The 12031-nt window shown below is 66.8% G+C and carries 7 protein-coding genes; 3 read left to right on the top strand and 4 right to left on the bottom strand.

Going from position 1 to position 12031, the window contains the following annotated elements; translation table 11 throughout:
• Window positions 1–99 precede the first annotated feature (99 nt).
• From ACCQ13_RS15080 to cysD, 4 genes are all read right to left on the bottom strand, one after another.
• Window positions 100–3231: an efflux RND transporter permease subunit gene (locus ACCQ13_RS15080; protein ID WP_372372299.1), complete on the bottom strand. Its 3132-nt coding sequence runs from the start codon at window positions 3229–3231 to the stop codon at window positions 100–102.
• Window positions 3228–4295, bottom strand: coding sequence for an efflux RND transporter periplasmic adaptor subunit (locus tag ACCQ13_RS15085; protein ID WP_159407477.1), 1068 nt, complete (start codon window positions 4293–4295; stop codon window positions 3228–3230). Before ACCQ13_RS15085 ends, ACCQ13_RS15080 begins: the two co-directional genes overlap by 4 nt.
• Window positions 4296–4550: 255 nt before the next feature.
• Entirely contained in the window at window positions 4551–6527 is a 1977-nt protein-coding gene (gene cysN / locus ACCQ13_RS15090; RefSeq protein WP_104603416.1) for a sulfate adenylyltransferase subunit CysN, read from the bottom strand.
• Window positions 6527–7435, bottom strand: coding sequence for a sulfate adenylyltransferase subunit CysD (gene cysD / locus ACCQ13_RS15095; RefSeq protein WP_104603415.1), 909 nt, complete (start codon window positions 7433–7435; stop codon window positions 6527–6529). The genes cysN and cysD overlap by 1 nt, the downstream gene beginning before the upstream one ends.
• Before the next feature lie 178 nt (window positions 7436–7613).
• On the opposite strand from cysD, the gene ACCQ13_RS15100 reads away from it, so the two are divergent.
• From ACCQ13_RS15100 to ACCQ13_RS15110, 3 genes are all read left to right on the top strand, one after another.
• Window positions 7614–9461 carry an assimilatory sulfite reductase (NADPH) flavoprotein subunit gene (locus ACCQ13_RS15100; protein WP_159407478.1) on the top strand — a complete coding sequence of 616 codons (1848 nt, stop codon included), beginning with the start codon at window positions 7614–7616 and terminating at the stop codon, window positions 9459–9461.
• A 108-nt stretch (window positions 9462–9569) separates the two neighbouring features.
• A complete protein-coding gene (gene cysI, locus ACCQ13_RS15105) occupies window positions 9570–11276 on the top strand; it encodes an assimilatory sulfite reductase (NADPH) hemoprotein subunit (protein WP_159407479.1) in 1707 nt (568 codons plus the stop codon).
• On the top strand, window positions 11273–11998 hold the full coding sequence (locus ACCQ13_RS15110) for a phosphoadenylyl-sulfate reductase (RefSeq protein WP_104603412.1): 726 nt from the start codon (window positions 11273–11275) through the stop codon (window positions 11996–11998). Before cysI ends, ACCQ13_RS15110 begins: the two co-directional genes overlap by 4 nt.
• Window positions 11999–12031 lie beyond the last annotated feature (33 nt).

The raw sequence follows: 12031 nt of genomic DNA on the forward strand, positions 1-12031 counted from the left end.
AGATTCCGGTCAGGGCAAGCGTCGGAGTCGACCACAGACCGGCACGGCTGTCACGCGCGCACCGGTCACCGCGACCGCCAGGCCAGGCACGCACGCCGCTTACGCATGCCCGCCCACCGATGGGGTTGTCGCCTCCAGCGCGTCCAATTCACGCGCCAACGCTTCGGGCGATTTGGTATAGGGCGCGATCAGGCTGTAGAACGCCGGCACCACGTACAGCGACAGCAGCGTGGACAGCGAGACACCGAAGATCACCACCACGCCGATGGTGGCGCGGCTGGCCGAACCGGGTCCACCGGCCACCACCAACGGGATCGCACCGACCACGGTGGCGATGGAGGTCATCAGGATCGGGCGCAGGCGCACCGATGCCGATTCGACGATGGCCGCGTGCACGCTGCGGCCTTCGTCGCGCAGCTGATTGGCGAATTCCACGATCAGGATGCCGTTCTTGGCCGCCAGGCCCACCAGCATCACGATGCCGATCTGGCTGAAGAGGTTGAGCGTACCGCCGGTGAGCCACAGGCCGACCAGTGCACCCAGCACCGCCAACGGCACGGTGAGCATGATGACCAGCGGGTGGGCAAAGCTTTCGAACTGCGCCGCCAGCACCAGGTACACCACCAGCAAGGCCATGCCGAAGGTCAGCAACACCGCACTGCCGGATTGCTGGTATTCGCGCGATTCGCCCTTCCAGTCCACCTGGGCATATTCGGGCAATTCTTCGCGCGCGGCCTGCTGCGCCCAGGCGATGGCCTCGCCCAGCGGGTAGCCCGGCGCCAGGCCGGCGGTAATGGTGATCGCGCGCAGGCGATTGAAGCGGTTCAAGGTGCCGGCTTCGGCCACTTCGCTCAAGCTCACCAGATTGGACAGCGGAATCAGCTCGCCACGGGTGGAGCGCACGCGGATGGCGGTGAGGTCTTCCGGCGCCATGCGGCCTTCGCGCCCGGCCTGCAGCATCACATCGTATTCCTCGCCGTTATCGACGAAGGTGGTGACACGGCGCGAGCCCATCATCGCCTCCAGCGCGCCACCGATTGCGGTGACCGGCACGCCCAGGTCGGCCGCACGCAGGCGGTCGATGTTGACGCGCATCTGCGGGCGGGTTTCCTTGTAATCCGAGTCCGGGCCGACCAGGCCGGGATTGGCCTCCATGCGCAGCAGGATGCGATCGCGCCATTGCGCGATCTCGGCGTAGTCCGGCCCGCCCAGCACCAGCTGGAACGGCTGGCCGCGGCTACGTACCAGGCCACCGCTGACCTGCGTGCGCGCACGCACGCCGCTGAGCGCGTTGAGCTTCTGCTGCAGTTCGTCGGCCACTTCGGTGGTCGGGCGGGTGCGCTGCTGCCAGTCCTGCAGAAACACGCTGACGCGACCGGTGTGCATTTCCTCGCTGCTGCCAAAGCCCCCGGGCACGCGCGGGTTGGCACGCACGATGGGCTTGTCCGGGCCGACGTACGGACGCAGGATGTCTTCGACCTGATGCATCTGCCCCACGGTGTAATCAAAACCGGCGCCCTCCGGGCCATCGATCATGATCTGGAAATTGCCGCGGTCCTCGACCGGTGCCAGCTCGGAGGGAATGCGGCCCATCAGCCATGCACTGGCGCCCAGCGCCAGCAGCATCAGCAACGCAAAGACCCAGGTGCGTTGTACATGGCGCTCCAGCGAGCGGCCGTACGCTCCGGACACTGCCTGCATGCGCCCGTCGAACCATTGATGGAAGCGATTGGGCCTGGCCTGCGCATGCGAGCGCAACAACTTGGACGACATCATCGGCGTCAGCGTCAGCGCCACGAAGGCCGAGATCGCCACCGCCGCCGCCAGCGCCACCGCCAGCTCGCGGAACAGCCGCCCGGTGTTGCCTTCCAGAAAACCGACCGGCAGAAACACCGCCACCAGTACCGCCGTGGTCGCAATCACCGCGAACGCCACCTGCCCGGTGCCGCGTTTGGCGGCCACCAGCGGCGGCTCCCCCAGATCGATGCGGCGCTGGATGTTTTCCACCACCACGATGGCATCGTCCACCACCAGCCCGATACACAGCACCAGCGCCAGCAGGGTCAGCAGGTTGATCGAGAAGTCGAACGCGTACAGCGCGATGAAGGCGGCGATCAGGCACACCGGCACGGTCACGGCCGGGATCAAGGCGGCGCGCGCGCTGCCCAGGAACACCCAGATCACCACCAGCACCAGAATCACCGCTTCGACCAACGTGTGATACACGCGTTCCACCGCCGCATCGATGAAGGTGGTGGTGTCGAAGGCGACGAAGATATCGGTGCCCTTGGGCAGGGTCTTCTGGATCTCTTCGGCCCGTGCCCGCGCCTCACGCGCCACATCCAGCGCGTTGGCGGTGGAATTGCGCACGATGCCCAGGCCGACGTTGGGCACGCCATTGCTCTGGAAATACGCGCGCCGCTCGGCCGAGGTGAGCTCCACCCTGGCCACGTCACCCAACCGCACGACATAACCGCCCTCGCCCTTGCCCTTGCCCAGTGGCAGCTTGGCAAAGTCCTCCGGCTTGAGATAGCTGCGCTCCACGCGCAGGGTGAAGTCGCGCTGCGCCGATTCGATGCTGCCGGCCGGCAGTTCCACGTTCTCGTTCTGCAGCGCCGCTTCCACGTCGGCCACGGTGAGCGCGCGTGCGGCGAGCTGGTCGCGGTCCAGCCAGATGCGCATGGCATAGCGCTGACGCCCACCAATGCGCACCTGCGCCACGCCATCCAGGCTGGAGAAGCGATCCACCACATAGCGTTCGGCGTAATCGGACAGCTGCAGCGTGTCCATCGTACTGGAGCTCATATTGAGCCACAGGATGGGGTCGGCGTCGGCTTCGACCTTGGAAATTTCCGGTGGGCGCGCCTGGTCGGGCATGCGGTCGGAGACCCTGCTCACCGCATCGCGCACGTCGTTGGCGGCCGCTTCCACATCGCGGGTGGGTGCGAATTCGATGCTGATGTCGGAGGACCCATTGCGGCTACGCGCCTCGATGGTCTCGATGCCTTCGATGCCGGCGAGTGCGTCTTCCAGTACCTGAGTGATGCGGCTTTCCACCACTGCCGCCGAGGCGCCGGTGTATTCCACCTCCACCGACACGATGGGCGGGTCGATCGCCGGCAATTCGCGCAGGGTGAGCCGGGTGAACGACATCACCCCCAGCACGATCAGCAACAGGCTCATCACCACCGCCATCACCGGGCGGGTAATGGACAGGTCAGAGAGTTTCATCGTGCAGCCTGCGGAGTGGCCCGCGCGGGCGCGGGCTGGTCGGCGACCTGCAGGCCCGGACGCAGCTTGCCGGTGCCATCCACCACGATGCGCTCACCGGCCTTGAGGCCGTCGAGGACTTCCACCTTGCCATCGCGCCGCTCGCCCAGGCGCACATCGGCGCGCTCCACGCGGCTGTCGGGCTTGACCCGGAACACGTAGGACTCGCGCCCCACCTGCACCACCGCGATTTCCGGAATCACCACCGCCTGCCGCGCGGGCTGGTATAGCCGTACGTCCAGCAGCATGCCCGGGCGCAGCCGGCGATCGTCGTTGGAAAAATCCGCCCGCACCGTTACCGAACGCGTGGTCTCATCGATCCGCGAATCGATCGCGGCCACCTCGCCTTCGAAACGCGCACCCGGATACGCCGCCGCGGTACCGTTGACCGTGTTGCCCAGTTGCACCAGACCGAATTGCGATTCGGGCACCTGGAAATCCACGTACATGCGCGCCACATCGTCCAGCGTGGCGATCACCGTACTGGAGGTAATCAACGAGCCCGGGCTGATCTGGCGGATGCCCAGCACGCCGGAAAACGGCGCACGCACCTCGCGGTCGATGATCTCCGCGCGCATCTGCTGCACCCGCGCCTGCGCCGCATCACGCAACGCACGCTGGGTATCGACCGTGGACTTGGCCACCAGTTGCTGGCTCACCAGGCTCAACTGGCGGCGGTACAGCTGGTCGGTTTCCTCGAAGGTGGCCTGCGCGGCCGTCAGCGCCGCCTGCTGCGAATTGCCGCGCAGGCGCAGCAGCAGCTGCCCGGCCTTGACCTCATCGCCACTCTCGAAATAAACCTGCTCGACCACATCGCTGACCGCAGCGGTGAGCGCCACCGACTCGCGCGCACGCACGGTGGCGATGGATTGCACGGTGGAGTTCCAGGGTTGCACCGCCACCGGCTGCACCACCACGGGGATGGGCTTGGCTACCGCCGGCGCACTCGCCTGACGGGCACAACCGGACAGCCATACGGCCAACAGAAGCGCAACGCAGACGCGCGCGCTGGGCAGAACAAGCATCAGAGCATCCTGGCGGGGTACCGCGAAAGTTTACCGACCTTGCCGCCATGAATTGACAAAAAGGGCGCGCTTTGCACCATGACCAACGACCCTTGCCGCGGGCGCCACGATGCGCTGTCGAGTGTGACGCCTTCCGCAATAGCTACAGCGCCAAGCGAGCCCAAGCGGCAACTCGATCATGGCGTACATGATGCCCACCGATCACGCGTACCGCCTACTGCCTGGTCACTGTCCGCTTTGCCGCATGCGTCGCGCTCAGCGCTCCAGCCCGAGATACCCCAGTACCTGGCGCGCCAGCGCTGCTACATTCTCACCGTCGGCGTGAAGATGGACTTCCGGCACCTCGGGCGGCTCGTACGGCGAGTCGATGCCGGTGAAATTGGGAATCTGCCCGGCGCGGGCCTTGCGGTATAGCCCCTTCACGTCGCGTGCCTCGGCCACCGCCAGCGGCACATCGACGAACACCTCGACGAACTCGCCCGCCTCGAAGCGTTCGCGCGCCCGTTGCCGCTCGGCGCGGAACGGCGAGATGAAGCTGACCAGCACGATCAGCCCGGCATCGGCCATCAACCGGGCGACTTCGGCCACCCGGCGGATGTTTTCCACGCGATCCTCGTCAGTGAAGCCCAGATCGCGGTTAAGCCCGTGGCGCACGTTGTCGCCGTCCAGGATGAAGGTGTGATAGCCCAGCGCATGCAGGCGCTTGTCGACCAGGTTGGCCACGCTGGACTTGCCGGCGCCGGACAGGCCGGTGAACCACAGCACGCGCGGCGCCTGGCCCTTGATGCGTGCCCGCGCACTGCGGTCCACATCCAGATGCTGCCAATGCACGTTGCCGGCACGGCGCAGCGCGAACTCCAGCGTGCCAGCAGCCACGGTGGCATGGGTCTGCCGATCGATCAGGATGAAGCCGCCCAGCACGCGATTGCGCGCATACGGGGTAAACGCGATGGGCTCGTCCAGCGACAGATTGCAGTAGCCCACCTCATTGAGCTCCAGCCGTTTGGCGGCCAGGCGCTCCTGGGTATTCACATCGACCTTGTGCTTGATCTCGCTGATGCTCGCGGTGACCGTGCGTGCGCCAATCTTCAGCCAGTAAGGGCGCCCCGGCAGCAGCGCGGCATCGTCCATCCACAACAAATGTGCGGCGAACTGGTCGGCCACTTCGGGCGGATCGTCGATACCGGCGATGATGTCGCCGCGGCTGATATCGATTTCGTCGGACAAGGTCAGCGTCACCGCCTGACCGGCACGTGCAGCATCCGCCGCGCCATTGGCATCGAGCACGCTGGCGACCTGCGAGCGCCGCCCGGAGGGCACCACCACCACCGCATCGCCTACCCGTACCTGCCCGGCCGCGAGGGTGCCGGCGTAGCCGCGAAACTGCGCATTGGGTCGATTGACCCATTGCACCGGCAGACGCAGGCTGCCGGCGTCCTCTGGCGACGCCAGTTGCACGCTCTCCAGATGCTGCAGCAGAGACGGCCCCTGGTACCACGGCATGCGGGTGGACGGGGCGGACAGGTTTTCGCCGGCCAGCGCCGACAACGGGATGCATTGCACATCGGCGATGCCCAGCTGTGCGGCCAGCGTTTTGTAGCCTTCTGCAATCTGGGCGAACACCTGCGCGTCGTAGTCCACCAGATCCATCTTGTTGACCGCCAGCACCACGTGGCCGATGCCCAGCAGCGACACGATGTAGCTATGCCGGCGGGTCTGGGTCAGCACCCCCTTGCGGGCGTCCACCAGCACCACCGCCACATCCGCAGTGGACGCACCGGTGGCCATGTTGCGGGTGTACTGCTCGTGGCCAGGGCAATCGGCCACGATGAACTTGCGCCGGTCGGTATCGAAATAACGGTAGGCCACATCGATGGTGATGCCCTGCTCGCGTTCGGCCGCCAGCCCGTCCATCAGCAAGGCGTAATCGATGCCCTCGCCCTGCGTGCCATGGCGGCGGCTATCACTTTCCAGCGCCGCCAATTGATCGTCGAACAAGCGCTTGCTGTCGTACAGCAACCGCCCGATCAGCGTGCTCTTGCCATCGTCCACGCTGCCACAGGTGATGAAGCGCAGCAGCGGCTTGGATTCGTGCTGTTGGAGGTAGGCAGCGATGCTGCCGGGAATCGGGAATCGGGAATCGGGAATCGCAACGGCGTCCTCCTCCGTCTTGACGTTCGCGGCTAGCCGCTGTTCCGATTCCCCATTCCCGACTCCCGATTCCCGGCTCATCAAAAATACCCCTCCAGCTTCTTCTGTTCCATCGAGGCGCCCGGTGCGTGGTCGATCATGCGGCCCTGGCGCTCGGAGCTGGTGCTGACCAGCATTTCGGCGATCACCGCTTCCAGCGTGTCGGCGGTGGAATCGATCGCGCCAGTGAGTGGGTAGCAGCCCAGCGTGCGGAAGCGGACCGAGCGCAGCTGCGGGGTTTCGCCAGGGTGCAGCGGCAGGCGCGCGTCGTCGACCAGGATCCAGGCGCCGTCGCGCTCCACCACCGGGCGCGGTGCGGCAAAATACAACTGCACCACAGGGATCTGTTCGCGGTAGATGTACAGCCAGATATCCAGCTCGGTCCAGTTGGACAGCGGGAACACGCGCACGCTCTCGCCGTGGCGGGTGCGTGCGTTGTACAGATTCCACAGCTCCGGGCGCTGGTTCTTCGGGTCCCAGCGATGGCGCGCATTGCGGAACGAGAACACCCGCTCCTTGGCGCGCGACTTCTCCTCGTCACGCCGCGCCCCGCCGATCGCCGCATCGAAGCGGCCCTGCTCCAGCGCCTGCTTCAGGCCCTGGGTCTTCATGATGTCGGTGTGGACGGCGGCACCGTGGCTGATCGGGCCGATGTCCTGGGCGATGCCGTCGGGGTTGATGTGCACGCGCAGCTCCACGCCGGTGTCGGCCGCGCGGCGGTCGCGGAAGGCAATCATCTCGCGGAACTTCCAGCGCGTGTCCACATGCAGCAGCGGAATCGGCGGCGGCGACGGCGCGAACGCCTTGAGCAGCAGATGTAGCAGCACCGAACTGTCCTTGCCGACCGAATACAGCATCACTGGTGCGCGGAATTCAGCGGCGACTTCGCGCAGGATGTGGATGCTTTCGGCTTCGAGCCGGTCGAGGTGGGACAGCGGTGGCAGGGTCATCGGGATGGCATCGGCATCGGTGGCGGGCCATCCGATGGTAGGGCAAGGCGCCGCAGTGTGTGCCGGGCGACCGCCTGCCCGAAATAAGCGGCCGGCATAACGCGATAACGGCTGCTCCTTTCTGGCGGCCGCAACGCATCCCTAACATCGTCGGTCTCATCCAAGCCCCCGGACCCGAATGACTGCCGCCAGCTCCGCGCTACCGCCCAGCCCCTTGCCCGACGAGCGCAAGGCACTGCTGGAGCGGTTGGTCGACGGCCTGGATGCCGCGTCGCTGTGGTGGCTGTCGGGCTACACCGCCGGGCTGGCCCAGGGCCAGCCGCCGCGCGCGCTGGCGGTGCTGCCAGGCGGGCAGCCGCAGGCAGTGGCGCAGGACAGTCAGCGCCTGACCGTGCTGTATGGCAGCCAGACCGGCAATGCCCGCCGACAGGCCGAGCAGTTGGCCGCCGACGCCGAGGCGGCGGGCCTGGCCGTGCGGCTGCTGCGCGCCGATGCCTACCCTACCCGCGAGCTGGCCAGCGAACGCCTGCTGTACGTGGTCATCAGCACCCAGGGCGATGGCGACCCGCCGGACGATGCGATCGGCCTGGTGGAATGGCTCACCGGCCGCCGCGCCCCCAAGCTGCCCGAGCTCAAGTACGCGGTGCTGGGCCTGGGCGATTCCAGCTATGCGGACTTCTGCGGAATTGCGCGGCGCATCGATGAACGCCTGGCCGAGCTGGGCAGCCGCCGCGTGCAGCCGCGCGGCGAAGCCGACCTGGAGATCGACAGCGTGGCCACCCCCTGGCGCACGCAGGCACTCAAGCACGCGCGCGAACAGCTCAAGAGCGGCCCGCACTCGGCCACGATCACGCCACTGCGTAGCAGCCCTGCGGCCCCGGCCTGGTCGCACCAGCGCCCGTTCGGCGCCGAGCTGCTGGCAAACCAGATCATCAGCGGGCGCGACTTCAAGGGACCGGGCTTCGGTGTCTACGCACAACCGGGCAAGCGCGTGCGGCATCTGGAATTCTCGTTGGAGGGCAGTGGCCTGAGCTACGAGCCCGGCGATGCGCTCGGCATCGTCCATCGCAATCCGCCGGCCCTGGTGGACCCGCTGCTGGACGTCTTGCAACTGGATGGCGATGCCATTGTCACCATCGGCGAAGACAGCCTGGCCCTGCGCGACTGGCTGGGCAGCCGGCGCGAACTGACCAAGCTATCGCGGCCATTTCTCACCGCACATGCCGAGCGCGCCGGTGCCCACGAGCTGCAGGCGCTGCTCGCCCCGACCCAGACCGCCGGCCTGGCGGCGCTGCTGGCCGATCACCAGGTGATCGACGTGCTGCGCCGCTGGCCGGCGGATTGGGACCACGCCAGCCTGCTGAGCAGCCTGCGCCCGCTCACGCCACGGCTGTACTCCATCGCCTCCAGCCGCAAGCGTGTGGGCGAGGAGGTGCATCTGGCCGTGGACGAGCTGCATTACCAGGCCCACGGCCATGCGCACCTGGGGTCGGCCAGCGGCTTTCTCGCCGCGCTGGCCGAAGGCGACACCGCACCGGTCTACATCGAGCCGAACGCACGCTTCCGCGTGCCGGCCGACACCGACCGCGACATCCTGATGATCGGCCCGGGTACCGGCGTGGCGCCCTTCCGCGGCTTCGTGCAGGAGCGCGCCGAAACCGGTGCCAGCGGCCGCAACTGGCTGTTCTTCGGCGCCCAGCACTTCAACACCGATTTCCTGTACCAGGCCGAGTGGCAGCAGGCCCTGCAGCGCGGCGAGCTGCATGCCCTGGACCTGGCGTTCTCGCGCGATCACAGCGAAAAGGTCTATGTGCAGCACCGCCTGCGCGCGCGTGGCGCCGAGGTCTATGCCTGGCTGCAAGGCGGCGCGCATGTGTACGTGTGCGGCGCCATCGGCATGGGCAAAGACGTGCACGCCGCACTGCTGGACATCGTCAGCACCCACGGCGCGCTGAATGCAGAAACCGCTGTGGCCTATCTCACCCAGCTGCAGGTGGAGGGACGGTATGCGCGTGATGTCTATTGAGGCCGGGAATCGGGAGTGGGGAATCGGGAATCGGTACAGCCCGCAACTGAACTCTCCCGGCAGACCAAGCCGCTTTCTACGATTCCCCGTTCCCGATTCCCGATTCCCATGAGCCACTCCGTCGAAGACATCAAATCCGAAAGCCGTCGCCTGCGGGGGTCGCTGGAACAGAGCCTGGCCGATGCGGTGACCGGGGCGCTGCGCGAGGACGATCAGACGCTGATCAAGTACCACGGCAGCTACCAGCAGGATGACCGCGATATTCGCGACGAGCGGCGCCGGCAAAAGCTGGAACCGGCCTATCAGTTCATGATCCGCACGCGCACGCCGGGCGGGGTGATTTCGCCCAGCCAGTGGCTGGCGCTGGACGGCATCGCCACGCGCTACGCCAATCACTCGCTGCGCATCACCACCCGCCAGGCGTTCCAGTTCCACGGGGTGATCAAGCGCGAGCTCAAGGCCACCATGCAGGCGATCAATGCCACCTTGATCGACACCCTGGCCGCCTGCGGCGATGTCAATCGCAATGTGCAGGTCGCGGCCAACCCGCTGCTGTCGCAGGCGCATGCCACGCTGTATGCCGACGCGGCGCGCGTGTCCGAGCATCTGTTGCCCAACACGCGTGCGTATTACGAAATCTGGCTGGACGAAGAACGCGTGTCCGGCTCCGGCAGCGAAGACGAGCCGATCTACGGCGAGCGCTATCTGCCGCGCAAGTTCAAGATCGGCTTCGCCGCACCGCCGCTCAACGACGTGGACGTGTTCGCCAACGACCTGGGCTTCATCGCGATCCTGCGCGAGGGCGAACTGCTCGGCTACAACGTCAGTATCGGCGGCGGCATGGGTGCCACCCACGGCGATACCGACACCTGGCCGCGCGTGGCCAATGTGATCGGCTTCGTGACTCGCGAGCAGTTACTGGAGATCGCTACTGCGGTGGTCACCACCCAGCGCGACCTGGGCAACCGCGCGGTGCGCAAGCGCGCGCGTTTCAAGTACACCATCGACGACCACGGCCTGGATACCATCGTCGCCGAGATCGAGCGCCGCGCCGGGTTCGCCCTGCAACCGGCGCAGCATTTTGCGTTCGACCACAACGGCGACCGCTATGGCTGGGTGGAGGGCGAAGACGGCCTGTGGCACCTGACCCTGTCGCTACCGGCCGGCCGCATCGCCGACACCGACACTGCCGCACACCTGAGCGGTCTGCGCGCCATCGCGCAGCTGCAGGTGGGCCAGTTCCGCATGACGCCCAACCAGAACCTGGTCATTGCCGGTGTGCCGGCGCAACAGCGCACGCGCATCGATACCCTGGTCGCGCACTACGCGCTGGATGCCGGCAACCATGCGGCCACCGCGCTGGCACGCGGCGCAATGGCCTGCGTGGCACTGCCCACCTGCGGCCTGGCGATGGCCGAAGCCGAGCGCTACCTGCCGGACTTCAGCACGGCGCTACAGCCACTGCTGGAACGGCATGGCCTGGCCAACACGCCCATCGTGCTGCGCCTGTCCGGCTGCCCGAACGGTTGCTCACGGCCCTACCTGGCCGAGATCGCACTGGTGGGCAAGGCGCCCGGCCGCTACAACCTGATGCTGGGCGGCGACCGACGTGGGCAACGCCTCAACACCTTGTACCGCGAAAACATCACCGAAGCGGAGATCCTCGCCGCGCTCGACCCGCTGCTGGCCCGCTATGCGACAGAACGCGACCAGGCCCGCGACGAAGGCTTCGGCGACTTCCTGCATCGCAGCGCGTTGATCGCGTTGCCGCCCTACCCCACCCACCGTCACCTCGACCTGGAATTGCTTGCATGACTGCGCTGCCCGCCGCATCGAACAGCGCTTCGGCGCTAGACGACCTGGATGCACTCAACGCGCAACTGGAACCCCTGCGCGCCGACGAGCGCGTGGCCTGGGCGTTGCAGCACGGGCCGCAAGAGGCGGCGCTGTCGTCCAGCTTCGGTGCGCAATCGGCGGTCACGCTGCATCTATTGTCCCAGCAGCGCCCAGGCATCCCGGTCATCCTGATCGATACCGGCTACCTGTTTCCGGAAACCTACCGCTTTGCCGATGCATTGACCGACCGGCTCAAGCTCAACCTCAAGGTATATCGCCCGCTGGTCAGCCGCGCCTGGATGGAAGCGCGCCACGGACGCCTGTGGGAGCAGGGCATGGTGGGCATCGATCAGTACAACAACCTGCGCAAGGTCGAGCCGATGCGGCGCGCACTGGACGAGCTCAACGTAGGCACCTGGTTCACCGGCCTGCGCCGCAGCCAGTCGCGCGGCCGTGCGCAGACCCCGATCCTGCAGAAGCGCGGCGACCGCTACAAGATCAGCCCCATCGCCGACTGGACCGACCGCGACGTCTGGCAATACCTGCAGGCCCACGACCTGCCCTACCACCCGCTATGGGAGCAGGGCTACGTCTCCATCGGCGATTTCCACACCACCCGCCGTTGGGAGCCAGGCATGCGCGAGGAAGACACGCGCTTTTTCGGGCTCAAGCGCGAGTGCGGTATTCACGAGGACATTTGAGCGGTTTTTCACATGCTCTGAAAGTCAACCGCA

This window comes from Xanthomonas sp. NCPPB 1638, from assembly GCF_041475635.2.
Taxonomy (GTDB): domain Bacteria; phylum Pseudomonadota; class Gammaproteobacteria; order Xanthomonadales; family Xanthomonadaceae; genus Xanthomonas; species Xanthomonas cucurbitae.

Bases quoted from the DNA above. Each gene is read 5' to 3' on its own strand.
- ACCQ13_RS15080 (WP_372372299.1), bottom strand. From the start codon at position 3,231: ATGAAACTCTCTGACCTGTCCATTACCCGCCCGGTGATGGCGGTGGTG.
- ACCQ13_RS15085 (WP_159407477.1), bottom strand. From the start codon at position 4,295: ATGCTTGTTCTGCCCAGCGCGCGCGTCTGCGTTGCGCTTCTGTTGGCC.
- cysN (WP_104603416.1), bottom strand. From the start codon at position 6,527: ATGAGCCGGGAATCGGGAGTCGGGAATGGGGAATCGGAACAGCGGCTA.
- cysD (WP_104603415.1), bottom strand. From the start codon at position 7,435: ATGACCCTGCCACCGCTGTCCCACCTCGACCGGCTCGAAGCCGAAAGC.
- ACCQ13_RS15100 (WP_159407478.1), top strand. From the start codon at position 7,614: ATGACTGCCGCCAGCTCCGCGCTACCGCCCAGCCCCTTGCCCGACGAG.
- cysI (WP_159407479.1), top strand. From the start codon at position 9,570: ATGAGCCACTCCGTCGAAGACATCAAATCCGAAAGCCGTCGCCTGCGG.
- ACCQ13_RS15110 (WP_104603412.1), top strand. From the start codon at position 11,273: ATGACTGCGCTGCCCGCCGCATCGAACAGCGCTTCGGCGCTAGACGAC.